The organism is Mycobacterium sp. NGS64 (assembly GCF_059812245.1).
In genome coordinates this window covers 120,615-144,969 of sequence record NZ_JCALCI010000003.1, presented here as the reverse complement: position 1 = coordinate 144,969, position 24,355 = coordinate 120,615, and the positions used below count along the sequence as shown (strand labels likewise).

Annotated in this window: 24 protein-coding genes, 1 pseudogene and 1 riboswitch; of the genes and pseudogenes, 13 read left to right on the top strand and 12 right to left on the bottom strand. The window is 69.9% G+C overall.

The genetic code is table 11. From position 1 onward, the window contains the following. The first annotated feature begins 183 nt into the window (after positions 1 to 183). The 3 genes from AC5Y4S_RS14590 (at position 184) to AC5Y4S_RS14580 (ending at position 2,629) form a co-directional block, all read left to right on the top strand. Entirely contained in the window at positions 184 to 696 is a 513-nt protein-coding gene (locus AC5Y4S_RS14590) for a PE family protein (protein ID WP_500033445.1), read from the top strand. 187 nt (positions 697 to 883) lie between these two features. After that, the gene (locus AC5Y4S_RS14585; protein ID WP_500033444.1) at positions 884 to 1,033 is read left to right on the top strand and encodes a hypothetical protein; all 150 of its coding nucleotides are present in this window, start codon (positions 884 to 886) and stop codon (positions 1,031 to 1,033) included. 126 nt (positions 1,034 to 1,159) lie between these two features. Further along, entirely contained in the window at positions 1,160 to 2,629 is a 1,470-nt protein-coding gene (locus AC5Y4S_RS14580; protein ID WP_500033443.1) for a neutral zinc metallopeptidase, read from the top strand. Between the two features lie 2 nt (positions 2,630 to 2,631). Here the strand turns inward: AC5Y4S_RS14580 and AC5Y4S_RS14575 are convergent, their stop codons facing one another. The 6 genes from AC5Y4S_RS14575 to thiC all read right to left on the bottom strand — a co-directional run bounded on the left by AC5Y4S_RS14575 (position 2,632) and on the right by thiC (position 7,311). Continuing rightward, positions 2,632 to 3,501 (bottom strand): LLM class F420-dependent oxidoreductase, encoded by an 870-nt coding sequence (locus AC5Y4S_RS14575; protein WP_500033442.1) that lies wholly within the window; start codon positions 3,499 to 3,501, stop codon positions 2,632 to 2,634. Positions 3,502 to 3,520: 19 nt separating this feature from the next. After that, positions 3,521 to 3,955 carry a MarR family transcriptional regulator gene (locus AC5Y4S_RS14570; protein WP_500033441.1) on the bottom strand — a complete coding sequence of 145 codons (435 nt, stop codon included), beginning with the start codon at positions 3,953 to 3,955 and terminating at the stop codon, positions 3,521 to 3,523. A 55-nt stretch (positions 3,956 to 4,010) separates the two neighbouring features. Then, a complete protein-coding gene (locus AC5Y4S_RS14565) occupies positions 4,011 to 4,235 on the bottom strand; it encodes a hypothetical protein (protein ID WP_067161796.1) in 225 nt (74 codons plus the stop codon). A gap of 9 nt (positions 4,236 to 4,244) precedes the next feature. Next, positions 4,245 to 4,868, bottom strand: coding sequence for an alpha/beta hydrolase family protein (locus tag AC5Y4S_RS14560; RefSeq protein WP_500033440.1), 624 nt, complete (start codon positions 4,866 to 4,868; stop codon positions 4,245 to 4,247). Continuing rightward, positions 4,865 to 5,692 carry a bifunctional hydroxymethylpyrimidine kinase/phosphomethylpyrimidine kinase gene (gene thiD, locus AC5Y4S_RS14555; RefSeq protein WP_500033439.1) on the bottom strand — a complete coding sequence of 276 codons (828 nt, stop codon included), beginning with the start codon at positions 5,690 to 5,692 and terminating at the stop codon, positions 4,865 to 4,867. The genes AC5Y4S_RS14560 and thiD overlap by 4 nt, the downstream gene beginning before the upstream one ends. Then, entirely contained in the window at positions 5,689 to 7,311 is a 1,623-nt protein-coding gene (gene thiC / locus AC5Y4S_RS14550; protein ID WP_500033438.1) for a phosphomethylpyrimidine synthase ThiC, read from the bottom strand. Before thiC ends, thiD begins: the two co-directional genes overlap by 4 nt. Continuing rightward, positions 7,302 to 7,412, bottom strand: a riboswitch (TPP riboswitch). Its footprint overlaps the gene before it by 10 nt. A gap of 128 nt (positions 7,413 to 7,540) precedes the next feature. On the opposite strand from thiC, the gene AC5Y4S_RS14545 reads away from it, so the two are divergent. The 3 genes from AC5Y4S_RS14545 to AC5Y4S_RS14535 all read left to right on the top strand — a co-directional run bounded on the left by AC5Y4S_RS14545 (position 7,541) and on the right by AC5Y4S_RS14535 (position 12,413). After that, positions 7,541 to 8,161: a PAS and ANTAR domain-containing protein gene (locus AC5Y4S_RS14545; protein WP_500034015.1), complete on the top strand. Its 621-nt coding sequence runs from the start codon at positions 7,541 to 7,543 to the stop codon at positions 8,159 to 8,161. A 101-nt stretch (positions 8,162 to 8,262) separates the two neighbouring features. After that, entirely contained in the window at positions 8,263 to 8,625 is a 363-nt protein-coding gene (locus AC5Y4S_RS14540) for an STAS domain-containing protein (protein WP_500034014.1), read from the top strand. Continuing rightward, positions 8,622 to 12,413 (top strand): SpoIIE family protein phosphatase, encoded by a 3,792-nt coding sequence (locus AC5Y4S_RS14535; RefSeq protein WP_500033437.1) that lies wholly within the window; start codon positions 8,622 to 8,624, stop codon positions 12,411 to 12,413. Before AC5Y4S_RS14540 ends, AC5Y4S_RS14535 begins: the two co-directional genes overlap by 4 nt. On the opposite strand, the gene AC5Y4S_RS14530 is transcribed toward AC5Y4S_RS14535, so the two are convergent. Beyond that, on the bottom strand, positions 12,410 to 12,685 hold the full coding sequence (locus AC5Y4S_RS14530; protein ID WP_500033436.1) for a hypothetical protein: 276 nt from the start codon (positions 12,683 to 12,685) through the stop codon (positions 12,410 to 12,412). The two genes, AC5Y4S_RS14535 and AC5Y4S_RS14530, sit on opposite strands and share 4 nt — an antisense overlap. Positions 12,686 to 12,748: 63 nt before the next feature. On the opposite strand from AC5Y4S_RS14530, the gene AC5Y4S_RS14525 reads away from it, so the two are divergent. After that, entirely contained in the window at positions 12,749 to 13,045 is a 297-nt protein-coding gene (locus AC5Y4S_RS14525) for an Rv1535 domain-containing protein (RefSeq protein ID WP_500034013.1), read from the top strand. On the opposite strand, the pseudogene AC5Y4S_RS14520 reads toward AC5Y4S_RS14525, so the two are convergent. From AC5Y4S_RS14520 to AC5Y4S_RS14500, 5 genes and pseudogenes are all read right to left on the bottom strand, one after another. After that, positions 13,008 to 15,380, bottom strand: a pseudogene (locus tag AC5Y4S_RS14520) (cation-translocating P-type ATPase); the annotation flags it as partial. The gene AC5Y4S_RS14525 and the pseudogene AC5Y4S_RS14520 sit on opposite strands and share 38 nt — an antisense overlap. Before the next feature lie 1,818 nt (positions 15,381 to 17,198). Next, entirely contained in the window at positions 17,199 to 17,639 is a 441-nt protein-coding gene (locus AC5Y4S_RS14515; protein WP_500034012.1) for a hypothetical protein, read from the bottom strand. Between the two features lie 176 nt (positions 17,640 to 17,815). After that, positions 17,816 to 18,622 carry an exodeoxyribonuclease III gene (locus AC5Y4S_RS14510; RefSeq protein ID WP_500034011.1) on the bottom strand — a complete coding sequence of 269 codons (807 nt, stop codon included), beginning with the start codon at positions 18,620 to 18,622 and terminating at the stop codon, positions 17,816 to 17,818. 17 nt (positions 18,623 to 18,639) lie between these two features. Further along, positions 18,640 to 19,392 carry a GNAT family N-acetyltransferase, cg3035/Rv0428c family gene (locus AC5Y4S_RS14505; RefSeq protein ID WP_500033435.1) on the bottom strand — a complete coding sequence of 251 codons (753 nt, stop codon included), beginning with the start codon at positions 19,390 to 19,392 and terminating at the stop codon, positions 18,640 to 18,642. Beyond that, positions 19,392 to 19,985, bottom strand: a complete 594-nt coding sequence (locus AC5Y4S_RS14500) for a peptide deformylase (protein ID WP_068181375.1) — start codon at positions 19,983 to 19,985, stop codon at positions 19,392 to 19,394. The genes AC5Y4S_RS14505 and AC5Y4S_RS14500 overlap by 1 nt, the downstream gene beginning before the upstream one ends. Before the next feature lie 205 nt (positions 19,986 to 20,190). Between AC5Y4S_RS14500 and napA the strand changes: the two genes are divergently transcribed. From napA to AC5Y4S_RS14470, 6 genes are read left to right on the top strand one after another with little or no spacing between them, the layout of a single operon-like run. Further along, the gene (gene napA, locus AC5Y4S_RS14495; protein ID WP_066931013.1) at positions 20,191 to 20,499 is read left to right on the top strand and encodes a nucleoid-associated protein NapA; all 309 of its coding nucleotides are present in this window, start codon (positions 20,191 to 20,193) and stop codon (positions 20,497 to 20,499) included. Between the two features lie 19 nt (positions 20,500 to 20,518). Next, entirely contained in the window at positions 20,519 to 20,992 is a 474-nt protein-coding gene (locus AC5Y4S_RS14490) for a LytR C-terminal domain-containing protein (RefSeq protein WP_500033434.1), read from the top strand. A gap of 46 nt (positions 20,993 to 21,038) precedes the next feature. After that, on the top strand, positions 21,039 to 21,746 hold the full coding sequence (sodC, locus tag AC5Y4S_RS14485) for a superoxide dismutase[Cu-Zn] (RefSeq protein ID WP_500033433.1): 708 nt from the start codon (positions 21,039 to 21,041) through the stop codon (positions 21,744 to 21,746). Continuing rightward, positions 21,736 to 22,866, top strand: a complete 1,131-nt coding sequence (locus AC5Y4S_RS14480; RefSeq protein ID WP_500033432.1) for a glutamate--cysteine ligase — start codon at positions 21,736 to 21,738, stop codon at positions 22,864 to 22,866. Before sodC ends, AC5Y4S_RS14480 begins: the two co-directional genes overlap by 11 nt. A 4-nt stretch (positions 22,867 to 22,870) precedes the next feature. Then, the gene (locus AC5Y4S_RS14475; protein ID WP_500033431.1) at positions 22,871 to 23,521 is read left to right on the top strand and encodes an LON peptidase substrate-binding domain-containing protein; all 651 of its coding nucleotides are present in this window, start codon (positions 22,871 to 22,873) and stop codon (positions 23,519 to 23,521) included. Positions 23,522 to 23,532: 11 nt separating this feature from the next. Further along, complete coding sequence (locus AC5Y4S_RS14470) at positions 23,533 to 24,351, top strand: enoyl-CoA hydratase/isomerase family protein (protein ID WP_500033430.1); 819 nt, start codon at positions 23,533 to 23,535, stop codon at positions 24,349 to 24,351. Positions 24,352 to 24,355: the final 4 nt, after the last annotated feature.

Genomic DNA, 24,355 nt, shown 5'->3' with positions numbered 1-24,355 from the left:
ACGACCATCTGGCCGGGGTGCCCCAGGTCACCGACGGTACCGGGCAACTGAGCGGGCCTTAGTCCGGCGATACGAAGTTAAGTACTCGGCCTGTCCGCCAGTTGCCGAAAGCACGTAGTCCCCTACTCATACCAATCCCCGAAAACGAGCGCATCCTGGGTGGGCGGCCAGGGAGGTGGCGAGATGTCCTATGTGATTGCGAACCCAGAGATGATGACGGCGGCGGCAGGGGACTTGGCAGCCATCGGCTTGAACGTCAACGCGGCCCAGATGGTGGCGGCGGCTCCAACCGTCGCGGTGATACCCGCCGCCGCCGATGAGGTGTCGACAGGTATCGCGCACCTGTTCTCCCAGCACGCTGCGAACTATCAGGCGCTGGCCGGTGAGGCGGCGGCCTTCAACGACCAGTTTGTGCAGACACTCAACAGCGGCTTGGCCGCCTTAACTTATACCGAGGCCAACAGCGCCAAGGGACTGTTGTTGCTGTTTTCGCTGCTGCCGCCCTGGATTCAGAACTCGCTGCAAACGGGGGCGTTACACGACCTCGTATCGTTGCCAGAGCTTCTCATCCTCGGGATCCTCGTCGGCGCTATCGTGTCCGCCTTCCTGCTCCTCATCATGGTCGGCATCCTGGCGACGAGCGGGCCGGCCATCCTGATGCATCCGCTGCAGTTCCTGCAGGCGTTTGGGCTGTGACCGGCCAGCATTCAAAAGCCCGCGCAGGGCAAATGAGAGCCGAATGACGGCCCAGGAAATAGGCCGACACTTCGCACGGCTAATACTTGCCGCATCGCCCGCCATCTCGGCATAACAGACTTCGGGTATCAACGGCGATACCCACCCGGGCGCATCCGCCGAGCGCCGCGGCGAGCGCACCGCCAAGATGCCGTTGCGCGCCGCGACCCGCGCCCAAAACCGGGCCCACTACGTGGCCGCCGAACGCCGACAGAATCGCGCCGCCCGCGGCGCCGAAACCTGGAGCTACACCGGACCCGCCCTGCCCAATGACGACGACGAACCGCCGCCCTTTTAAGGGATCGTCGGGGCACCGGCAATTTACCCGGTGAATACCGCCCGGCCCGAAGAAATTTGGGCTGTCAGAGTTAGCCAGGGCATCTAGAATGAGATCCCTTTGATGCTGCCTTGCAGCCCGGTCGGGATGAGGTTTGTCATGAATGTGCGCGGGCGGAGACGACGTCTGGAGGCGGCAATCGCCTGCGCAGCCCTCGTGCTCGTGGTGGCGGGCTGCACCACGATGGTCGACGGGCGGGCGCTGTCCATGCTCAACGACCCCTTCCGGGTGGGCGGCCTGCCCGCGACCAGCGGTCCCAGCGGGATCCGCGCGAACGCACCGGACCCCACCGGCACGGTGATCAACACCGACAACGGGCCGATCGACAAGCTGTCCCTGCTGTCCATCAACGACATCGAGGACTACTGGAAGTCGGTATACAGCGAATCGCTGAAAGGGACTTTCATCCCGGTCGCCAAGATGGTGTCCTACGACTCCGACAATCCGAACAGCCCGATCGTTTGCCATAGCGAAACCTATAAGCTCGTCAATGCCTTTTTCACGTCCCGCTGCAACCTCATCGCCTGGGACCGCGGGGTGTTCATGGCCGTCGCGCAACGCTATTTCGGTGACATGTCCGTGAACGGTGTGCTGGCGCACGAATTCGGGCACGCATTACAGCAGATGGCGAAATTGGTGACCCGAACGGACCCGACCATCGTCCGCGAACAGCAGGCCGATTGCTTCGCCGGCGTCTACATGTACTGGGTGGCCGACGGCAAGTCGCCGCGCTTCACGCTGAGCACCGCCGACGGGCTGGACCACGTGCTGGCCGGAATCATCACCACCCGCGATCCGGTCCTGGACGCCGACACCACCAACGACGACGAACACGGGTCGGCGCTGGACCGGATCAGCGCCTTCCAGATGGGCTTCATCAACGGCGCCTCGGCGTGCGCGGCGATCAACAAGCAGGAAATCGCCCAGCGCCGCGGCGACCTGCCGACCGCTCTTCGGACCGACTCCAGCGGGGATCCCGAGACCGGTGAGGTCCCGATCAACGAAGACACGTTGTCGACGTTGATGGAACTCATGGGGAAGATCTTCTCCCCCAAGACTCCACCGACCCTGTCCTACAAGCCGGCCGACTGCCCCGACGCGAAGCCCAGCCCGCCCGCGTCTTACTGCCCGGCCACCAACACCATCGTCGTCGACCTGCCCGGGCTGGCGAAGGCCGGCAAGGTGGCCGCCGAGAGCGAGCGCACGCTGCCGCAGGGCGACGACACCGCGCTGTCGATGGTGATGTCCAGGTACGCCCTGGCGGTGCAGCACGAACGCGGCCTGGCGATGCAGAGCCCCTGGACCGCGTTGCGCACTGCCTGCCTGACCGGTGTCGTGCATCGCAAGATGGCCGAACCGATCGAGCTGCCGTCCCAGAAGCAACTCGTGCTGACGGCGGGCGATCTCGACGAAGCCGTCTCAGGCCTGCTGATCAACCACCTGGTGGCCAGCGACGCCGACGGCACCAGCGTGCCGGCCGGGTTCACCCGGATCGCGGCCTTCCGTGGCGGCGTGGCCGGCAACATGGACGCCTGCTACTCGCGCTATCCCGGCTAGCCTCAGGCGATTTCGGCGATCCTGGGCACCACCTCGTCGCCGAGCCGGCGGATGAACCCGACCGGGTCGGGGTTGCCGGGCACGGGGCCCGTGTTGATCATTTCGAAGCCGAGCTCGGCGTACCGCTCGACCGTCTTCAGGTACGCGTCGGTGTCCGCGAAGGGGTCATCGAAAAATCCGACTGTCTTGCGGATCTCGCCCGGATCCCTGCCCGCCGCGTCGCAGTGGCGGTTCAGCACGTCAACCTTGTGCTTGAGTGCGTCGACGTCGCTCGTCGTGCTGTTCCAGACGTCGGCGTATTGCGCCACCAGCCGCAGCGTCTTCTTCTCACCGTCGCCGCCGATCAGGATCGGGGGCCGCCGAATCGGTTGCGGCACACAGATTGTCTCGGCCAGCTGGTAGTGGGTGCCGTCGTACGGGCCGTCGTTGTCGCTCCACATTTGCAGGCAGATCTGCAAAGTCTCTTCCAGCATCTCGAACCGCGTGCTCAGCGGCGGATACGGGACGCCGAGGGCGATGTGTTCGCGGTCGTACCATGCCGCGCCCAGGCCCAGCATCGACCGGCCCTGCGACAGCACATCCAGTGTCGCCACCGTCTTGGCCAGCACGCCCGGGTAGCGATAGGTCACCCCGGTCACCAGCAGGGCCAGGTCGATGGTCGTGGTCCGCCCGGCCAGGAACCCCAGCGACGTGTAGCCCTCGAGGAACGGATCCTCAGCTCGCCCAACGGTTTCCATCTGAAAGAAATGGTCGGCCAGGGTGAACAGCGTGGCGCCGCCCTGCTCGGCGGCATTGGCGGCGTCGGCCAGCGTCGGGCCCAGCTTCGCCGGATCTCCCGGCAGAAAGTCGATGAAGTGAATCCCCAATTCCATCGCAAATATCCCCTTTTCGTTACTCGGTCAGACGCTCGAGCAACGCCAGCGCATCGAGGATGACCCGGCGTTCCCGTTCCGAATACCGCTCCTGGATGGCGCGCGCCAGCCACTCCTCCCGCACCCGACGGTCGCTCTCGGCGCGCCGCCGGCCCGCTATGGTCAATGAAATCACCTGGCGGCGGCCGTCTTCGGGGTCGGGCGTGCGTTCGATGAGCCCCCGTTGCTCGAGCGCGGCCACGATCGTGGCCATCGACTGCGGTCTCACCCCTTCGGCGCCGGCCAGCGCGCTGGCCGACGACGCGCCCTCTTTCCAGAGCCGGGTGAGGACCGCGGTCTGGGACGGCGTGAGGTCCTCGTCGACCCGCAGACTCCGCAGCCGGCGCCGCAGCCGGCTGAACAGCACCCGCAGATCGCGGGCGGCCGCCACGGCCGAGTCACCGATGCCGTCCATCACTCCACCCTAAATTAGTCAGTCAAAACTGTCCAGTCTTAACTGACTAAAGTGATCACGTCATGCAGACGTTGGCGAAGAGCAGGACCGGCCACGACACGATCGACCCCAGGAACGACACCGCCAGGTCGACGCCGTGCATCTGATGCAGATGCTCGGTGTGGGTCGTCGACCAGATGGTTCCCACCAGCAGGTAGGGGGTGCCGAGGATGAGCGCGATGGCCATCAGCTGGGCGATGCTCAGCCGGTATTCGAGCACTCGGCGAAGTTTTTCCAACATTGTTGGGGATTATGGTAATCGAACCAGCCGCAGCGCGGCCTCGATCCCGAGCGCGGGCACGTCGAGGGTCTTGGAGCGCAGGTCGTGGCGCGCGCCGGTGATCTCGACGACCTCGGTCGGCGCGGCGATCAGCGCGGCGGCGGCGCGCAGTTCGTCGGGCGTGCCGAAGGGATCGGACGTCCCGTGGGTGAACACGGTGGGCACCCGGATGTCGGGAAGGTGCTCGGTGCGGGGACGCTCCGGCTTGCCCGGGGGGTGGACCGGATACGAGAACAGCGTCAGCACGTCCACCGCGACGTCGCCGGACGCCACGACCATGGACGTCTGCCGCCCGCCGTAGGAGTGACCGCCGGCGATCAGCGGGCCGCCGGAAAGGCTGCGGCACAACGTGATCGCCTCGACGATCCCTTCGCGGTCGCCGGCCGCGGAACCGGACGGCGGCCCCTTGGGCCGGCGCCGGCGATAGGGCAGGTTGTAGCGCACCGCGAGCCAGCCGCGCCGGGCCCACTCGTTGCAAACCTGTTGCAGCAGACGCGATTCCCGGTCGCCGCCGGCGCCGTGGGTCAACACCACGACACCGGCCGGTGCTCCGTCGGGTTCGTGTGCGACGCCGGCAATCGGGTCTAGGTTCACGACAACCTGAACAGGGGCGAGACGGGTCCGTGGCCGGCGCCCAACGGGTAGGCGGCGCGCAGGGATTCGGTGACCCAGCGCTTTCCGAACCCGACCGCGTCGGGCACGGTGAAGCCGTGCGTCAGCGCGCACGCGACCGCGGTCGCCAGCGTGTCACCGCCGCCGTGGTCGTTGCCGGTGGGCAGCCGCTGCGAGTCGAACTCGTGGAACTCGGCGCCGTCATAGAGCAAGTCGCAGCTGCGGTCCGAGGAGCGCAGGTGGCCGCCCTTGACCAGCACCCAGCGCGGGCCCAGCGCGTGCAGCGCCTTGGCCGCCTCCCGCTGCGACCCCGCATCCACGACGTCGACGTCCACCAGCAGCCGCACTTCGTCCAGGTTCGGCGTCACCAGCGTGGCAAGCGGAAACAGCTGGCCGCGCAGTGAATCCAGGGCCGACGCCGCCAGCAGCGCGTCGCCGTGCATGGACGCGCACACCGGGTCGACGACGAGTGGCACCGTCAGCCCCAGCCGCCGCCAGGTGGCGGCCACGGCGGCGATGATGGCCGAGGACGCCAGCATCCCGGTCTTGGCAGCCTGGATGCCGATGTCGGTGACCACGGCCTCGATCTGATCGGCGACGACGTCGCCGGGCACCTCGTGAAAGCTCTTGACTCCCAACGTGTTCTGCACGGTGACCGCGGTGACCGCCACGCAGGCGTGCACGCCCAACAGCGCCATGGTGCGCATGTCGGCCTGGATGCCCGCGCCGCCCCCCGAGTCCGAGCCGGCGATGGTCAGCACGCGCAACGGCGTGGCGCCGGGCGCGGCTAACGGCAGGAAATTCACTGCGTGATCGGCAGATACACCCGATTGCCGTGCTCGGCGAACTCCTGCGACTTCTCGGCCATCGCGGCCTCGATCGCCTCCTCGCTGTCGAGGCCGTGCGCGGCGGCGTAGTCCCGGACGTCCTGCGTGATGCGCATCGAGCAGAACTTCGGCCCGCACATCGAGCAGAAGTGCGCGGTCTTGGCGGGTTCCGCGGGCAGGGTCTCGTCGTGGTATTCCCGCGCGGTGTCGGGATCCAGCGACAGCGCGAACTGGTCGTGCCAGCGGAACTCGAAGCGCGCCTTGGACAGCTCGTCGTCGCGCTCCTGCGCGCGCGGGTGCCCCTTGGCCAGGTCGGCGGAGTGGGCGGCGATCTTGTAGGCGATCACGCCGTCCTTGACATCCTTGCGGTCCGGCAGCCCCAGGTGCTCCTTGGGCGTCACGTAGCACAGCATCGCGGTGCCGGCCTGGGCGATGATCGCCGCGCCGATCGCCGACGTGATGTGATCGTAGGCTGGCGCGATGTCGGTCGCCAGGGGCCCCAGCGTGTAGAACGGGGCCTCCTCGCACAGCTCCTCTTCCAGCCGCACGTTCTCTACGATCTTGTGCATCGGGATGTGCCCGGGGCCTTCGATCATCACCTGTGCGCCATGGGCTTTCGCGATCTTGGTCAGCTCGCCCAGGGTGCGCAGCTCGGCGAACTGGGCGGCGTCGTTGGCGTCGGCGATCGAACCCGGCCGCAACCCGTCGCCGAGGGAGAAGGTGACGTCGTAGCGCGCGAAGATCTCACACAATTCGGCAAAGTTCGTGTACAGGAACGACTCCTGGTGGTGGGCCAGGCACCAGGCCGCCATGATCGACCCGCCGCGAGACACGATCCCGGTGACCCGCTTGGCGGTCAGCGGCACGTACCGCAGCAACACGCCGGCGTGCACGGTCATGTAGTCCACGCCCTGCTCGCACTGCTCGATCACGGTGTCGCGGTAGATCTCCCAAGTCAATCGGGTCGGATCGCCGTTGACCTTCTCCAGCGCCTGATAGATCGGCACGGTGCCCACCGGCACCGGCGAATTGCGCAGGATCCACTCGCGGGTCTCGTGAATGTTCTTGCCCGTGGACAGGTCCATGATGGTGTCGGCACCCCAGCGGGTGGCCCACACCATCTTGTCGACCTCTTCGGCGATCGACGACGTCACCGCCGAATTGCCGATGTTGGCATTGACCTTGACCGCGAACGCCTTGCCGATGATCATCGGCTCGCTCTCGGGGTGGTTGTGGTTGGCCGGGATCACCGCGCGGCCGCGGGCGACCTCGTCGCGCACCAGTTCGGCGGGCATGCCCTCGCGGGCGGCGATGAACGCCATCTCGGCCGTGATCTCACCGGCCCGGGCTCGCTGCAGCTGGGTGCCGCGGTCGCGGACCACGCCGGGCCGCGCCGGCAGCCCGGTCGTCAGATCGATCACCGCGTCCGGGTCGGTGTAGGGCCCGGAGGTGTCGTAGAGGTCGAAGTGGTCTCCGGTGGAGAGGTTGACCCGCCGGAAAGGCACGCGCGCGCCGGGCACCCCCTCCAGCTCGCGATAGGCCTTGCTGCTGCCCGCGATGGGTCCGGTGGTGACGGACGGTTCGATAGTCACGGTCATTCTGTGCTCCCTACGCCGGCATTACCCGGTCAGGTTCGTACGGTCGACGGCCCCGAGCCGTCCTCTCAGCGCACTCGGCGTGCGCTCCCGCGTGTTGTGGATGGGTCCGCCCGCGACGTTACCCCCTATGCGGTAGCCGCGAGTACCCACCGGGTGGGAGGATGCAAACGTGCAACCCGCCGAGAGCTCGACGCAGCCGGTCGGAGCGGCCGCGGCCGCGAGCAGGTACCTGAACGTCGGGGCCTTCCGCTTCTGGTTCGTCGGCCAGCGCTGGGAATGGTCCGACGAGGTGGCCAGGATGCACGGGTACGAACCCGGGGAAGTGGAGCCGACGACCAAACTGCTGCTGTCGCACAAGCATCCCGATGACCGTGCTCACGTCCAGGACCTGCTCGACTACGCGCTGCAGTCCGAGGAGTCGTTTTCGAGCCGCCACCGGTTCCTCGACACCGCGGGCAATGTGCACGACGCGATCGTGGTGGCCGACCGCATGCTGGACGACTCCGGCGCGGTGGTGGGCACGGCCGGGTATTACATCGACCTTGCCAACACCTTCGACGAGGCGCGGCAGGAAGTGCTCGACGAGGCGCTGCCGGACCTGTTCGAGAATCGCGCGGCCATCGAGCAGGCCAAAGGCGTGCTGATGTATGTCTACCGGGTCAGCGCCGAGCAGGCCTTCCGCGTGCTGCAGTGGCGCTCGCAGGAGACGAATGTGAAGCTGCGCTCCCTGGCGAAGCAATTGCTCGCCGAGGTCGTGACGCTGCCGGCCCCGACCATCGCAGCCCAAAGTCAGTTCGACCATTTGCTGCTGACGGTGCACGAACGCATTCCCGCGGAGCCGTCCGGATAATCGCTAGGCTTCGAAACATTCTTTCCTGGGCATGCTGCATGTTCGGGGCGCCGCAGTGACGCCCAGGGAAGGGATTCGGCGTGTTCGAGGCGGTGAAAGGCATGGAATTGTTGGCGGTTGACCACGAGGCCCGGGAGGACGCTGTACTCGTTCGGGTCAAAGGCGATGTCGATTCCAGCACCGTCGACCAGCTCACGCCCCACCTGGTCGCCGCGTTGCAGGTGGCCGCGAAGCACCCGGCCCGGTTGGTGATCGTCGACCTGCAACCGGTGACCTTCTTCGGCAGCGCGGCCTTGAACGCGGTTCTCGACTGCCACGAGGGTGGCAAGGAAACCGGCACGTCGGTGCGGCTGGTCGCGGACAACGACCAGGTTCTTCGACCGATCCAGGTGACCGAGCTCGATCGCATCCTCGAGGTGTACCCGACGCTTTCCGACGCCCTGCAACGCGACCGCCGGCAATGAACCCGCTGCCGGCCGACCTCGCGGCCGCGGTCGCCCTGGGCGGCGAGATGGGCCGCCGGTTCGCCGAGTTCGACTGGGAAGCGCACCCTTTGGGGCCGCCGCAGCGGTGGCCGGCCGAGTTCCGCGCGGCGGCGGTGACGGCGCTGACGTCGCGATTCCCGATCGTGCTGTGGCTGGGGGCGCAGGAGTTGTTCCTGGTCTACAACGACGCCTACATATCGGCGCTGGCCGACAAGCACCCGTCCGCGCTCGGCCGGCCCGGCCGGGAAGTGTGGTGGGACATCTGGGAATCGATCTCACCCATGCTGGCGAGTGTCATCGCGACGGGCGAGGCCACCTGGTCCGACGACCTGCTCTTGACGATGGTGGTGGAGGGCCGGCCGCAGGATCGTTTTTTCACGTTCACCTACGGCCCGCTGATCGGCGACCGCGGCGACGTCTCCGGGATTTTCTGCGCGGTGAACGAAACGACCCAGCGGGTAATGGGGGAGCGGCGCCTGCGCCTGCTCAACGACCTGGCCGCCGCCGTCATCGGAACGCAGAGCATCGATGACGCCGTCGGCGCGGCCGTCACGGTGTGTGCGGCCCAGCCCGCGGACCTGCCGTTCATCGCCGTCTACGGCGCCGACGCCGACCGCGACGTCGTGCTGCGCGGCGCGACGGCGTCGGTGCTGCCGGTCCTGCCGCGATCGCTTCGGACGTTCACCGATGACGTCGGCGCGGCGCTGTCGGGGCTCGAGGAGATCCTCGGTGCGGACTGTCCGCAGCGGGCGCTGGTGTTGCCGCTGGGCGAGGGCTCCGCCGCCGGGGCGCTGGTCGTCGGTGTCAACCCGCGCTGCCCGCTCGACGACCAGTACCGCGGCTTCTGTCAGCTGCTGGCCGACCAGCTGTCGTCGACGTTCGCGCGGATAGCGTCCTACGAACAGCAGCGGCTGCGGGCCGACGCGCTCGCCGAGCTGGACCGCGCCAAGACGGCGTTTCTGACCAACGTCAGCCACGAATTCCGCACGCCGCTAACCCTTTTGCTCGGACCGCTCCAGGACGCGCTGTCCGAGGCGCCGCCCGAAAGCGTGCTGGCGGATCGCCTGACCACCGCGGAACGCAACGCGCGGCGCCTGCAGCGCCTGGTGGACTCATTGCTCGATTTCTCCCGCATCGAGGCGGGCCGGGCGAACGCGAACCTGGTCTGCACCGACGTCGGCGCGCTCACCGAGCACATCGCGTCGTCGTTCACCGAGCTGTGCCAGCGCGCGGGCCTGGAGCTCGTGTTGGACTGCGGCCCGGTGCTCGTCGACGTCGACCCGGGCATGTGGGAAACCATCGTGCTCAACCTGCTCTCCAACGCCGTCAAGTACACGCTGCGCGGCTCGATCACGGTCGAGGTGCGGGCCGAGTCGACGGATTGCCGAATCACATTGCGGGACACCGGGGTTGGCATCCGCCCCGAGGATTTGGACCGCCTGTTCGAACGCTTCTACCGGGCCGACAACACCCGCGGCCGCAGCGTGGAGGGCGCCGGCATCGGGCTGTCGCTGGTGCGCGGGCTCGTCGAGCTGCAACGCGGCACGGTGGAGATCGAGAGCGAACCGGATCGCGGAACAACGGTCACCATCCGGCTGCCGCGGTCGGTCGCCGACGCACCGGTCGAGCAGATCCCCGCGGGCACGCCGGACGTGAGCAACCCGTACGTGGCCGAGGCGCAGCAGTGGCTGACGGCCGTCGCGGATCCGGCCGCCGCCGCCCAGGACCGGCCGCGCCAATTGGTGTTGGTGGCCGACGACAACGCCGACATGCGAGCCCACCTGGAGCGCGTGCTATCGCCCCATTGGCAAACGGTTTTGGTGGCCGACGGGGAGTCGGCACTGGCCGCGACGAGGGAGCTGCGCCCGGACGCGATCGTGACCGACGTCATGATGCCGGGCCTCAGCGGCTTCGACCTGGTCGCGGCGATTCGCGCGGACCCTGCGCTGGCTGCGACGCCGGTGCTGATGCTGTCGGCGCGGGCCGGCGCCGAGGCCGTCGACGAGGGCTTCGCCGGCGGGGCCGACGACTACCTGCCGAAACCCTTCCGGTCGCAGGAGCTGGTCGACCGGGTGGCGTCCCGGTTGTCCGCGGTCGGCCGCGAGCGCGACCGCCAGCTCCGCGAGGCGCAGCTCGACCTGGTGCAGCTCGATTCCGCCCTGCAGGCCACCGGCTCGGTGGCCGGAATACTGCGCGCGCTGATCGACACCTGCTCGGGCCCGGGGGATGCCGCCGCCGTGACGATGGGGTTGTTCGACGGCGAGCGCCACCTCCGGTTCGAGTACGCCGGCGACGTGCCCGCGGAGGTGCGCGACCGCTACCACGTCGCCGCGCTCGACGCCCCGCTGGTCGGGGTCGACGTCGTGAACAGCGGCGAGCCGATGGTCGTCGGCGACACCTTCGACCTGCCCCCGCGCTACGAGCACGCGGTGCGCGACACCGCGGCGAGCGTACGCGCCTGTGTCGCTCATCCGTTGCGGGACAACGGTGGTCGCGTCGTCGGCGTGCTGGCGCTGCTGTGGCCCACGCCGCGCCGGTTCGGCGCCGCCGAACTCGACAGGTTCCGCCGGATGGCGGCCCTCACTCAGTCGGCGGTGGACCGGGTGCGCGTCATGGCGCGCGAGCACCGGATCGCCGTCGACTTCCAGGAGCACCTGCTCGACTTGGATCGCGGCTCGACCGCGGCCGTCGTGGCGGCCGTGTACCAGCCCGCCGGGGAGGCGATGCGCGTCGGCGGCGACTGGTACTCGGTCACCCCGCTGGGGCGCGCCGGCCAGATCGGCATTTCGGTCGGCGACGTCGTCGGGCACGGCCTGGCCGCCGCGATCGTGATGAGCAGGCTGCGCGCCGCGGTGGCCGCCTCGGCACTCAGCGCGGCCGAGCCGGCCGCGGTGCTGGGCGCGTTGGACCGGTACGCCGCCAGCGTCATGGGCGCCCGCTGCGCGACGGTGGCTTATGCCCTCATCGACATCGGGGCCACGCACTCCGGCGGCGCCACGGTCAGCTACAGCTGCGCCGGGCATCCCTACCCACTGGTCATTCCCGCCGACGGTGATCCGGTCTACCTCGAGTCTGGTAGGCGGCCCCCGGTGGCGGTCCGGGAGAGCGGCCCGGATGAAGGCCCGGACAACGTCACCGCGACGGCCGAGCTGGCACCGGGAAGCCTGCTCCTGCTCTATACCGACGGACTGATCGAGCGGGCCGGGGAGACGCTCGACCAGGGGTTCGCCCGCCTGAAGGCCGCGGCCGCGGATTGCGCCGGCTTGCCGGTCGAATCGGTGTGTGCCGAGCTGCTGGCGTGCATGACCCCGCCGGGGGGCTACCGCGACGACGTCGTGGTGCTCGCCCTGCGCCCGAGCCACGCGGCCGCGCGCAGCTTCGCCACCGTGCTGCCGGCGGTGCCGGCGCAGATCCCCGTCGCCCGCCGCCAGCTGCGGGGCTGGCTGGACAGCATCGCGGCGGCGCCGCACCGCGAGGAGGACATCCTGCTGGCGACGGGCGAGGCGGTGACCAACGCCATCGAACACGGCAGCCGCTGCGAGCGGCGCCGGACCGTCTCCGTCGAGGCCTTCCTGCACGGGGAGACCGTCGCGGTCACCGTCAGCGACACCGGGAGCTGGGCTGGCGATTCGTCCGCCAGCCTGCGCAGCCGCCGGCGCGGGCGCGGGCTCACCCTGATCGGTGGGCTGGCCGACCGCGTCGCCACCGTGCGCACCCCGGGCGGCACCCGGGTCACGCTGGAGTTCGATAACGCGGTGAGCGGCTAGACCTCTTCCATCGCCTCGCCGAGCTCCTCGAGGAGCCGGTTGTGGTGGTTGCTCGCGAGCACGTGGCCGGCGGCGATGACCAGGGCGACGGGCCAGTCGATGAGTTCGAACGCCGCCAGGGCCGCGAGGCCGCCGTAGTAGGCCAGCTGCTCGGGCCGCGGGATCTCCACCTGACCCACCACCGGCACGTTCACCACGAACGTTTCGGCCTCGCGGATCTTCTGCACGGCTTCGCTCTGCGAGGTCCCCTTGCGCGATTTCTTTTCGGCCATGATTCGCCTTTCGGTAACGAAGGGTTTGCCGCCCCGCCGAGTACTCCGACCACCGTCGGACTTATGTCGACGACCGACTCCGTGTCCGATCCGCTGGTTTCGTCGATCGCTTTGGTGCTGAAGGTGCCTCTGGTGCAACTCTATGCGCTGCTTTGGCGGGCCGGGTTGGTCGAGATTCGCCATTCCGATCGGACGGCGCACCAGTCGTCGCGTCAGGTCCTGGTGGCAGCGTGTGCGGGCTGCCCCAACCGTCCGAAAACCGGTTCAGAACCGCTATCGCGACGGTCGCCCCGGCGGCGGCGCCCAGAGCTTGTCCCCAGCCGACCGGACCAAGCGGTGTGCAGCCGAGCAACTGGCTGACCACCGGGATGCTGATCAGCGTCCCCATCGCGCCGAGCGAACCCACCGCCGTGAGCACCACCAGCGGGGCGTGAGAGTCCAGCAGCGTCTGGCCCAGCTCGGCGCCCACCAGCGCCACCAGCGCCACGGTGGAGGCCCGCTGCGGGCGTCCCGTGGCGCTCGCCATCGCCCACGCCACCGTCGTCGCGGCGGCCGTGGTGACGCCGCGGATGGCCACCGCGCGCCACAGCGCGGGCTGGTCGGGGCCCCGAATGCCCGGGTCCATCGGGGTGCTGGGCTCGCTGACCGCCAGGGCGGCGGCCGGCAGCGCGTCGGTCATCATGTTCACCAGCAGCAGCTGCCGGGTGTTCAGCGGCGACGTGCCGGTGATCGCGCTGCCGATGACGGCGAACAGCACCTCGCCGGCGTTGCCGCCGAGCAGCACCGACACCGCCGCCTGCACCCGCTGCCACAGCTGGCGCCCCTCCTCGATGGCCTGCACCAGCGCCTCGATGCGGGCGTCCACCAGCACCACGTCGGCCGCCATGTGGGCCGGGTCGCTGCCGCCCGCGACCACGCCGATGCCGACGGTGGCGGCCCGGATGGCGGCGGCGTCGTTGGACCCGTCGCCGACCATCGCGCACAGCACCCCGGCGCCCTCCAGCGTCTGGACCACCTGCACCTTGTTCTCCGGCGTCATCCGCGCGAAGATCACCCGCTCGGTCACGACGCGCTCTTGGTCCTTGCGCGACAACGCGTCCCACTCCGAACCGCTGATCACCTGCTCGTCGGTGACCGATAGGCCCAGCTCCCGGGCGATGGCCAGCGCGGTGATGGGGTGGTCGCCGGTGATCAGCTTGATGCCCACGCCCCGCTGGCGCAGGTTCGCCAGCAGGTCGACCGCCTCGGGGCGCGGCGTGTCGGACAGGCCGAGGAACCCGGTCAGGGTCAGGCCGTCGCGGCAGAAGTCCGCGATGTCGTCCGGGTCGTCCCGGATCGTCTCGGCCTGTTGCGCCGTCAGCCGGCGCTGCGCCACCGCGATCACCCGCAGGCCGCCGGCGGCCAGTTCGCCGACCGCTTTCTGGATCTTCGGGCCGGTGTTCTCGCAGGCGGCCAGCACCACTTCGGGCGCGCCCTTGACGGTCAGCTCCGTGCCGGTGACCGAGGCGGAGAACGACCGCCCGGAGCGGAAGGGCAGGTGCGCGTCCGCTTCCCCGGTCGGCGCCGAGCCGTCGAGCGAACGCTGCGCCGCCTCGACGATGGCGGCGTCGGTGGCGTGCGCCTGGGGGCTGCCGTTGGCGGCGGGGGCGGCGTGCGCCGCGTGGCGCAGCACCTCCTCGGCCGAGTGCCCCGGCGCCGGACGGACCTCCGCCACCCGCAGGCGGTTCTCGCTCAGCGTGCCCGTCTTGTCGAAGCAGACCACGTCGATGCGGCCGAGCGCCTCCACGGAGCGCGGAACGCGGACCAGCGCGCCGAACTTGGTCAGCCGTCGCGCGGACGCCGACTGCGCCAGCGTCGCCACCAGGGGCATCCCTTCGGGGACCGCGGCGACGGCGATGGCGATGCCGCTGGCCACCGCCTGGCGCAGGCCCGTTCCGCGCAACATCCCCAGCCCGCCGACCAGCGCGCCACCGGTGACGCTGACGGGGAAGGCCCGGTTGGTCAGCTGGCTGAGCTGGTGCTGCAGGCCGATGTCGGACGCGGTGTCGCCGGAGACGAGCTCTGCGGCGCGGCGTTCCTGGGTGTCGGCGCCGACCGCGGTCACCACGGCGACCGCGGTGCCCGCCACGACGGTGGTCCCGGCGTACAGCATGCAGCGGCGCTCGGCGAGGTCGGCGCCCGGCGTGGCGTCGACCTGCTTCTCCACCGACAGCGACTCGCCGGTCAGCGTCGACTCGTCGACCTCGACGTCGACCTCCTCGAGGATCCGCGCGTCGGCGGGCACCACCTCGTGGGTCCGGATCTCGATGACGTCGCCGGGCCGCAGCTGCGCCGCGATGACGTCGGTGTAGCTGCGCTCGCCGTCCGGACCGGTGTCGACCCTGCGGGCCGGCGGGATCTGCTGTGCCAGCAGGCGATCGAGGCGGTTCTCGGCGCGCAGCCGCTGGCTGGCCGCCAGGATCGAGTTGCCGGTCAAGACCGAGAACACCAGGACGGCATCGACGGGGGAACCGAGCACCGCGCTTGCCGCCGACCCGAGCGCCAGCACCGGGGTCAGCGGGTCGGTCAGCTCGGCACGCACGGCCTTGAGGAGTTGCCACACGGCGTTCGGGGGCGCTTCGACCCGCCCCTCCGGCTCGGCCTGCGCGTCCGGCTCGGGCGGCGGCAGGGCCTTGCGCACCTGCTCGACGGACATCGCGTGCCATTCGTGAACGGCCGCCGGCCGCGGCGCGTCCGCCGTCATGATCCCGCGGGCCAGCAGGTAGCCGGACAGCGCGCCCGCCGCGGCGCCGGTGGTCACCGGTCCGGGGCCCAGGCCGCGCACGTCCGGGATCATCAGCAGCGATCCCATGGCCGTCGCGCCGGCCGATATCCCGACCCCGCGCTGGGTGGCGGCCTTGGCCGCGGGAAGCGCGTGCAGCACCCGCCATGCGGCCGCGAGGTCGGGCAGCAGCAGGTCCGCGCACCAGGGCGGCGGGCCGGCGCCGGGCTGCGGCAGCACGCCCAGCGCCACGTCGGCCGACGAAAGCGCTTGTGCGCCAGACGATGACAGCACGGCGACGGTTCGGCCCTGTCGTTGCAGGTCCGCGACGGCTCGCGCGAGCGCGTCGTCCATCGAGCCGTTGGCGAGCGGGGTGATCTCGTCGAACGCGGGCCGCAGCTCGCCCAGGGAATCGACGTCGACCGACACCAGCTCCGCTCCCGTGCGGTGCGCCTCGGCGACCACGGCCGACGCCAGCGGGTCGTGGGAGGGGCGGAACAGCGCCTCGACCGCGGCGTGCGGCTCGCTGGCGGACATCCCGGGCACCCGGTGCCAGCCCGGCCGTTGGCCGTTGTTCTGCAGCACCAGCTGGGCGCGGTTCCACGCGGCGGACAGCTCACGCTCGTCGGCGCCGCGGATGCGCGCCACCCGCATGCCGGTGGTGCACAGCACCCGTGGGTCGATGACGATCGCGTCGACGCGGTCCAGGCGGCGCAGCGCGTCGGGCCGCAGCGACAGGACGGCGTGCCGGTCGGCCAACCCGCGTCCCAGGGCGGCGGCGAACGCCTCCGGCGTGGTCCGGCTGGCCTTGGGGGCGGTCACCAGCACCGCGGTGGCGGCCATGTTCGGGTTGCGGGTGGCGGCGCCGACCAGGCCCGCGCCGAGCGCCTGGATCAGCGCGAACCGCCCGGCGCTACGTTCCACGACCCGGGCCCGCGGCGGCCTCGGCGACGGCGCGTCGCTGGGCGGCTGGTCGGCGTGGCGGGCCAGCTCGTGTTCGTGCCGTCGCCAGGCGCGGGCCTCGGCGCGGCATTCGGCGGCCTTCAGCGACTGCATCAGCAGGCCCACCGACAGCGACGCCGGCGCGAGCGTGACGGTTTCGGCGGCGGTCATGGCCAGGGTCAGCACGGTGTCGGTCGCGGGCCCGCCGATGCGGTCCTCGAGCAGGCGTCGCAGCCAGGGCTGGTAGTCGATAGCCACGACGGGCGCCTGGATCCCGATCGGCAGTCGCGGCCAGTGCAGCGCGCGCCCGGCCAGCGCGATGCCCAGCCCGGCCGCGTTGGCGGCCACGGTCACGGCCCGGGTCGCCGCCACCACGCCGTCGCCCGGCAATGCCGTCGCGGGAGCCGTTTTGGTTGAGCGGCAACGTCTTTCGGCGTCATCGACTACGCGGCACAGGTCACGCAGCGAAATGCTCGGATCGCCGAGGGTGACGACGACGCGCGACAGGGGATGGTTCAGGCTGGCCGAGGTGACGCCGGGGTGGTTGCCCAGGCCGTCGAGCACCGCCCGGCCCAATCCGCCGTCATTCGCGTCTTCGAGGCCCCGCACCTCGATCCAGGCGCGCTGCTGGCCGTGCCAACAGCGCCGGCTCAGCGTTTCGGCGGGGAGGTCGCCGGTGAGCGCCCTGGCCCCTTCGCGCAGCGGAATCGCCGCGATGTGAAGGGCCTCTTGTGCCAGTCCGGTGAGAGCCCGCAGCGGCGTCGATCGTGGTAGCGACGTGACAATGCTCAAGGGCTCCCCGGCCGATTCCTAGTTGGTGCTGCGCAGTTCGGCGGCACCGGCGCGGCGCCCGGCCGCCTTCTTGGCCGCCGGCTTGCTGGCGGCCTTCTGCGGCGCCGCCTTCTTCGACGGCTCGGAGGGCACCGGCTTGAGGTTCGCCTTCGGGGCGGCGCCGTTCTGGGGCTTGCGATTCAGCCTGTGCAACAGGAGCGCTCCGCCCCCGACGGCCAGCAGCACCGGCCACTCGACCAAGCCGGCGACGCCGATCGCGCCGAGCGCCAGCGCGGCCGCGGGCGTCGAGTGACTGCCGCTGTTGAGCCCGCGCTTGATGCCTTCGGCGGCTCCCGTGACACCGCCAACGACTCCGTTGACGGCGGCCCCGCCCACGGCTCCCGCCGCCGCCGTGGTCGCGTCCGCGGCGCGTCCCACCGTCTTGCCTACGTTGCGTACTGCCCCGCCGACGACACCCATGATCACTCCCTGGTAGCTCATCGCTCTCACTGGGAACCGCGTGGCAACCCGTATACCCGTTGAACGCGAGGTTAACAGCAACAACGAAATAGTTCTCTGCATCTATAAGGCGAAAGCCTGCCACGTTACAAACGCGCGTACAACGAGCAACTTCTTAAACCGGGCTCACATGGAGCTTAAAGCTGGCTCACATCGACCAGCACCGGCGCGTGATCGCTCGGGGCCTTGCCCTTCCGCTCGTCGCGGGCGATCTGGGCGCCGGTGACACGGCCGGCCAACGCCGGTGACGCGAGGATGAAATCGATGCGCATGCCCCGGTTTTTCGGGAACCGCAGCTGGGTGTAGTCCCAGTAGGTGTAGACGCCGGGCCCGGGGGTGAAAGGCCTTACCACATCGGTGAATTGGGTGGCGACGATGGCGTCGAACGCGCGGCGCTCGGGCTCGGAGACGTGTGTGGCGCCGGCGTAGTATTCGGTGCTCCACACGTCGTCGTCCGTCGGGGCGATGTTCCAGTCGCCGACCAGCGCGATTGGCGCCGCGGGATCGTCGCGCAGCCAACCCGCCGCCGTATCCCGCAGCGCGGCAAGCCAATTCAACTTGTAGGTGTAGTGCGGGTCGCCGACGGCGCGGCCGTTGGGCACGTACAGGCTCCACACCCGCACCCCGGCGCAGGTGGCGCCCAGCGCGCGGGCCTCCGCCGTGGCGGCAACCTCCGGCTTGGACGTCCAGGTGGGCTGGCCCTCGAAGCCGATCGCGACGTCGTCGAGGCCGACGCGCGACGCGATGGCCACGCCGTTCCACTGGTTGAAGCCGACGTGCGCGACCTCGTAGCCGAGTTCGAAGAACGGCAGGGTGGGGAACTGGCCGTCGGCGCACTTGGTCTCCTGCATGGCGAGCACGTCGACGTCGGCGCGGGTCAGCCAGTCGAGGACGCGGTCGAGGCGCGTGCGAATCGAATTCACGTTCCAGGTGGCCAAGCGAATCGCGCCGTCGGGCATGGCTAGACGGTATCGATCGCCCGGATGTAGCGGCGGCGGTGGTGCAGCCGGAAGCCGAGTGCCGCGGCCAGGGCGAGGTTGTCGGCGCCGTCGTCGCCGACTTGCAAGTAACCGCGGGTCGCCCCTTGGCCGGCGCCCCAGGCCAACAGCGTCTCGCACCCGGGAGGCGCCGGGCCGTCGGCCGCCAGGCAAAGCCAGCGGGCGCCGTCGGGCGCTTCGGTCACCGCCGCGCGCCAGCCCCCGTCGCGCCGTTGTCCCGGCGTGACGCCCGAGAGGTCGCGCACCAGGATCTGTTCGGTGCGTTCGCTCGGTACGCCGGGCGGGATCGGGAGCAAGCGGTCGGGGAGGGCCAGCCGCGGTGTCAGGCCGCGTCGTCGATACCAGTCGACGATCGCCGGGACGGCGGTCATTTGAGCCGAGATATCAAGTGGTACAGCCGAATCCGCGAAGGCGCCGGAACCGGCGCGCAGCAGCCAGCCGTCGACCCAAGCCTGTTCGGCGCCGGGCCAGGCCGCGGCGGCGACGTGCTCGACCGCCCGGATGTCGGAGGTGCGCACCGGCGCGTCGGTGAGCGCCCGGAGTGCGACGACGTCGGCGGGCGCGAACTGCACCACCGCGCCCGTTTTCGTCCGCACCCGCACCAGCGGATCGACCGCCAGCAGGTGTCCGACCGCGTCGGTCAGCGGCGGAACGGACCCGGCGGGGAGCCGGTAGCGAACCGTCACCCGCGTACCCAGGTCCGGCCACGAGACCATCAGTGACCGAACGGGTCCGGCCCCTCGCCCGGCAGCCACGACAGTCCCGGGACGCCCCAACCGTGTGACTTCACGGCGCGTTTCGCGGCACGCGCGTGCCGGCCGATGAGGCGATCCAGGTACAGGAAGCCGTCCAGGTGCCCGGTTTCGTGCTGCAGCATGCGCGCGAACAGGCCGGTGCCCTCGATGGCGATCGGGCTGCCGTCGGCGTCGAGCCCGGTCACCCGCGCCCACTTCGCCCGGCCGGTGGGGAACGATTCGCCCGGAACCGACAGGCAGCCCTCGTCGTCGTCGCCCGGGTCGGGCATGGTCTCGGGAATCTCGGAGGTCTCCAGGACCGGGTTGATGACGACGCCGCGCCGGCGGTCGGTCAGCCCGCGGTCCTCGGAGCAGTCGTAGACGAAGAGCCGCAGACCGTATCCGATCTGGTTGGCGGCGAGCCCGACGCCGTGCGCGGCGTCCATGGTGTCGTACATCGTGGCGATCAGCTCGGGCAGCTCGGGCGGCAGCGAACCGTCGGCGGCGACGGCCACCGGCGTCGTCGGGGCGTGCAGGACCGGGTCTCCGACGATGCGTATGGGTACGACTGCCATGATCGGTCAGCTTATTCAAGGGCCACTGCGGCGTTGAGTGGAGCCGGGCAATCACAGCGAATCGGCCGACTCGCGGGTCTGGATTACGGCTTGAGGGTTCGCGGCGTGGTTCAATATTCGCGCGAAACATGCCCTTGAAACGCCTACGTAAGTCAAGTCATTCGAGCACGTTGAGAATCGCCGGAAGGGTCCAGGGGAAGCGGATATGGACAGCGCCATGGCGCGGGCAAATCGATCGGGGGACGACGCTGAAATCGCCGATGGCCTCACCCGTCGCGAGCACGACATCCTGGCGTTCGAGCGCCAGTGGTGGAAGTACGCCGGGGTGAAAGAGGACGCCATCAAGGAGCTGTTCTCGATGTCGGCGACGCGTTACTACCAGGTGCTCAACGCGCTGGTCGATCGGCCCGAGGCGCTCGCCGCCGACCCGATGCTGGTGAAGCGCCTGCGGCGGCTGCGCGCGAGCCGGCAGAAGGCGCGGGCCGCGCGCCGCCTCGGCTTCGAGGTGACCTAACTCGCTACAGTGGGGCACGATGAAAGAGCGCGTGCCCGACTCCACGGGCCTTCCCCTTCGGGCCATGGTGATGGTGCTGTTGTTCCTGGGCGTCATCTTTTTGCTGCTCGGGTGGCAGGCGCTCAGTTCCTCCGGGAAGTCCGATGACGAGTCGGCCTCGGCGGCATCCAGCGTCACCAGCACCACCACCTCGTCGGCCGCCACCAGCAGCGCCCCCGCGAACCAGGCCGAGGTGCACGTCTACAACATCTCGTCCAAAGAGGGTGTCGCCGCAAAGACCAAGGATCAGCTCACGTCCGCCGGGTTCAAGGTGACCGACGTCGGAAACCTGACGATCCCCGACGTCACGGTGACGACGGTGTACTACACCGATGCCGAGGGCGAGCACGCCACCGCGGACGCGGTGGGCCAGAAGCTGGGAGCGCCCGTCCAGCCGCGGATTCCGGCGCTGAAGGACCAGCCGCCCGGCGTCATCGTCCTGGTGACGGGCTGAGGGTCGCTGCTCGGAAATTCGGGGGTGCTCGGGATAGGCTCTCGCTATGCCTAAGCACCGCAACGCCGCCGCCATACCCGCCCTATTCGCGGTGGGTTGCGTCGCCTTTGTGGGCGCGTGCGCATCGCCCCAGCACGCCTCGTCGGTCCCCGGCACCACGCCGGCGGTGTGGACCGGGTCGAGCGCGCCGACGGCCAGCGCGGGCGCCGAGGGCGATCAGCAACAGCAGCCCGCGGGGCGCAGCATCACCACCCGGCTGAAGGGACCCGACGGGGTCGAGGTGGCGACCGCGAAGTTTGATTTCAGCAACGGCTACGCCACCATCACGATCGCGACGAGCGGTGCCGGCCACCTGGCGCCGGGGTTCCACGGCGTACACATCCACAAGGTCGGCAAGTGCGAGGCCAATTCGACGGCCCCGACCGGCGGTGCGCCCGGCGACTTCTTGTCCGCCGGCGGGCATTTCCAGGCGCCCGGGCATTCCGGGTCACCGGAGAGCGGCGACCTGACCTCGCTGCAGGTCCGCAAGGACGGGGTCGGGATGTTGGTGACGACCACCGACGCCTTCGCCATGGAGGACCTGCTGACCGGCGAGAAGACCGCGATCGTCATCCACGCCGGCGCCGACAATTTCGCCAACATCCCACCCGATCGCTACAACCAGACCAACGGAACGCCGGGCCCCGACCAGATGACGATGACGACCGGTGACGCCGGCAAGCGGGTGGCGTGCGGTGTCATCGGTGCCGGCTAGCAGGTCCCGCGCCCACATCGATTTCGCCCGCTCACCGCGGCCGACCATCGGCGTGGAATGGGAGTTCGCGCTCATCGACGCGCAGACCCGTGACCTGAGCAACGAAGCCCCGGCCGTGATCGCCGAGATCGGCCAAAACCCGCGCGTGCACAAGGAATTGCTGCGCAACACCGTCGAGGTGGTCAGCGGCATCTGTGAATGTGCCGCCGAGGCGATGCAGGACCTGCGCGACACCTTGGGCCCGGCCCGCAAGATCGTCCGCGACCGCGGCATGGAGCTGTTCTGCGCGGGCACCCACCCGTTCGCCAAGTGGTCCGCGCAGAAGCTCACCGACGCGCCGCGCTACGCCGAGCTGATCAAGCGCACCCAGTGGTGGGGTCGGCAGATGCTGATCTGGGGAGTGCATGTGCACGTGGGGATCTCGTCGGCCAACAAGGTGATGCCGATCATGACGTCGCTGCTCAACTACTACCCGCACCTGCTGGCGCTGTCGGCGTCGTCGCCGTGGTGGGCCGGGGAGGACACCGGGTACGCGAGCAATCGCGCGATGATGTTCCAGCAGCTGCCGACGGCCGGTTTGCCGTTCCACTTTCAGACCTGGGCCGAGTTCGAAGGCTTCGTCTATGACCAGAAGAAGACCGGCATCATCGACCACATGGACGAAATTCGTTGGGACATCAGGCCTTCGCCGCACCTGGGCACGCTCGAGGTGCGGGTGTGCGACGGCGTGCCCAACCTGCGTGAGCTCGCTGCGCTCGTCGCGTTGACGCACTGCCTGGTGGTGGACCTGGACCGCCGGCTGGACGCCGGCGACTCGTTGCCGATCATGCCGCCGTGGCACGTCCAGGAGAACAAGTGGCGCGCGGCGCGATACGGCCTGGACGCGGTGATCATCCTGGACGCCGAGAGCAACGAGCGGCTGGTCACCGAGGACCTCGACGACGTGCTGACCCGGCTGGAACCGATTGCGAAGTCGCTGCATTGCGCCGACGAGCTGGCCGCGGTCTCCGACATTTGCCAAGGCGGGGCGTCATACCAGCGGCAGCGGCGGGTGGCCGAGGAGCACGACGGCGACCTGCGCGCGGTCGTCGACGCGCTGGTGGCCGAGCTGGACATTTGACATCATGGCGGATCCCGAAACCCTTGAGCTGGCGATGTTTCCGCTGGAGTCGGCGATGCTGCCCGACCAGGAGTTGCCGTTGCGCATCTTCGAACCCCGTTACGGCGCGTTGGTGCGGCACTGCCTCGCCGACGACGAGCCGTTCGGCGTCGTGCTGATCGCGCAGGGCCGCGAGGTGGGCGGCGGCGACGCGCGCTGTGACGTCGGGGTCCTGTCGCGCATCGACGAACACGCCGACCTCGGCGCCGGCCGCTACGCGCTGCGCTGCCGGACCGGTGAGCGGATCCGGGTGCGCCAGTGGCTGCCCGACGACCCATATCCGCGCGCGACCGTGACGCGCTGGCCCGACGAACCGGGCGACCCGGTGTCCGGCGCACAGCTGCGCGAGCTCGAGGATCGGGTGATCGCCCTGTTCGAACGGATCGCGGAGGCCCGCGACGCCCGGCTGCCGGGCCGTGAGGTGCTGCTGGGCTACCGGGAGGGCGACGTCGCCGACGCCGGACAACGCCTGTTCGCGTTGGCATCTCGCATCCCGGTCGGCGCCGCCGACCGCTATGCCGTGCTGTCGGCGCCGTCGGCCGCCGATCGCTTCACCGCGCTCAGCGAGGCCGTGGACGCGCTTGCCGACATGGTGGAGTTCCAGCTGTCCGAGTAGGGGGCAAGGCGATGAGCGCCGACATGACGATCGACATCGACCAGGGCGTGGCGGTGCTGACGCTGAACCGCCCCGAACATCTCAACGCCTACACCGCCGAGATGGGCGCGCTGCTGAGCCGGGCCTACCGCGACTGCGACGCCGATGACGACGTCCGCGCCATCGTGGTGACCGGTGCGGGCAGGGCGTTTTGCGTTGGTGCGGATTTCTCGGGCAACATCTCGCCGTTCGACGCCCCGTCGGACCGCGACGCGTTCTCGGCGTCGCCGATCGACCCGGCCGCGTTCGAGTTGCGCAAGCCGGTGATCGCCGCGCTCAACGGTCACGCGATCGGGATCGGCCTGACGATCGCGCTGCAGGCCGACATCCGCGTGGTTGCCGAGGACGCCAAATACGGTGTGGTGCAGGTGCGCCGGGGCGTGATACCCGACTGCATGTCGCACTGGACGCTGGCGCATCTGGCCACCCTGGGGGTGGCCGCCGAGGTGCTGCTCACCGGGCGCACCTTCACGGGCGCCGAGGCGGTGACGCTGGGCGTCGCGAACCGGGCGCTGCCGTCGGAGCGGGTGCTCGAGTCCGCGGTGGAGATGGCCCGCGACATCGCGGCCCACGTGGCGCCGATGTCCGCGGCGTTGTGCAAGCGGCTGCTGTGGGACAGCGCCATCCACAACTACAGCCCGCGGCAGGTTGCGTCGCTGGAAACCCAGCTGCACCACCGCGTGATGGGCACCGCCGACGCCCGCGAGGGGGTCACCGCGTTCCTGGATCGGCGGCCGCCGCGGTTCAGCTCGCGGCTGTCGGCCGACTGGGCGTCGCTGCCGGAGCCGTGAGCGC

Bases quoted from the DNA above. Each gene is read 5' to 3' on its own strand.
- AC5Y4S_RS14490 (WP_500033434.1), top strand. From the start codon at position 20,519: ATGAAAGAGCGCGTGCCCGACTCCACGGGCCTTCCCCTTCGGGCCATG.
- AC5Y4S_RS14580 (WP_500033443.1), top strand. From the start codon at position 1,160: ATGAGGTTTGTCATGAATGTGCGCGGGCGGAGACGACGTCTGGAGGCG.
- AC5Y4S_RS14525 (WP_500034013.1), top strand. From the start codon at position 12,749: ATGTCGACGACCGACTCCGTGTCCGATCCGCTGGTTTCGTCGATCGCT.
- AC5Y4S_RS14590 (WP_500033445.1), top strand. From the start codon at position 184: ATGTCCTATGTGATTGCGAACCCAGAGATGATGACGGCGGCGGCAGGG.
- AC5Y4S_RS14475 (WP_500033431.1), top strand. From the start codon at position 22,871: ATGGCGGATCCCGAAACCCTTGAGCTGGCGATGTTTCCGCTGGAGTCG.
- AC5Y4S_RS14530 (WP_500033436.1), bottom strand. From the start codon at position 12,685: ATGGCCGAAAAGAAATCGCGCAAGGGGACCTCGCAGAGCGAAGCCGTG.
- AC5Y4S_RS14565 (WP_067161796.1), bottom strand. From the start codon at position 4,235: ATGTTGGAAAAACTTCGCCGAGTGCTCGAATACCGGCTGAGCATCGCC.
- AC5Y4S_RS14575 (WP_500033442.1), bottom strand. From the start codon at position 3,501: ATGGAATTGGGGATTCACTTCATCGACTTTCTGCCGGGAGATCCGGCG.
- AC5Y4S_RS14515 (WP_500034012.1), bottom strand. From the start codon at position 17,639: ATGGGTGTCGTCGGCGGGGCAGTACGCAACGTAGGCAAGACGGTGGGA.
- napA (WP_066931013.1), top strand. From the start codon at position 20,191: ATGGACAGCGCCATGGCGCGGGCAAATCGATCGGGGGACGACGCTGAA.
- AC5Y4S_RS14585 (WP_500033444.1), top strand. From the start codon at position 884: ATGCCGTTGCGCGCCGCGACCCGCGCCCAAAACCGGGCCCACTACGTG.
- AC5Y4S_RS14535 (WP_500033437.1), top strand. From the start codon at position 8,622: ATGAACCCGCTGCCGGCCGACCTCGCGGCCGCGGTCGCCCTGGGCGGC.
- AC5Y4S_RS14500 (WP_068181375.1), bottom strand. From the start codon at position 19,985: ATGGCAGTCGTACCCATACGCATCGTCGGAGACCCGGTCCTGCACGCC.
- AC5Y4S_RS14470 (WP_500033430.1), top strand. From the start codon at position 23,533: ATGAGCGCCGACATGACGATCGACATCGACCAGGGCGTGGCGGTGCTG.
- AC5Y4S_RS14540 (WP_500034014.1), top strand. From the start codon at position 8,263: ATGGAATTGTTGGCGGTTGACCACGAGGCCCGGGAGGACGCTGTACTC.
- AC5Y4S_RS14505 (WP_500033435.1), bottom strand. From the start codon at position 19,392: ATGGTCTCGTGGCCGGACCTGGGTACGCGGGTGACGGTTCGCTACCGG.
- sodC (WP_500033433.1), top strand. From the start codon at position 21,039: ATGCCTAAGCACCGCAACGCCGCCGCCATACCCGCCCTATTCGCGGTG.
- thiC (WP_500033438.1), bottom strand. From the start codon at position 7,311: ATGACCGTGACTATCGAACCGTCCGTCACCACCGGACCCATCGCGGGC.
- AC5Y4S_RS14570 (WP_500033441.1), bottom strand. From the start codon at position 3,955: ATGGACGGCATCGGTGACTCGGCCGTGGCGGCCGCCCGCGATCTGCGG.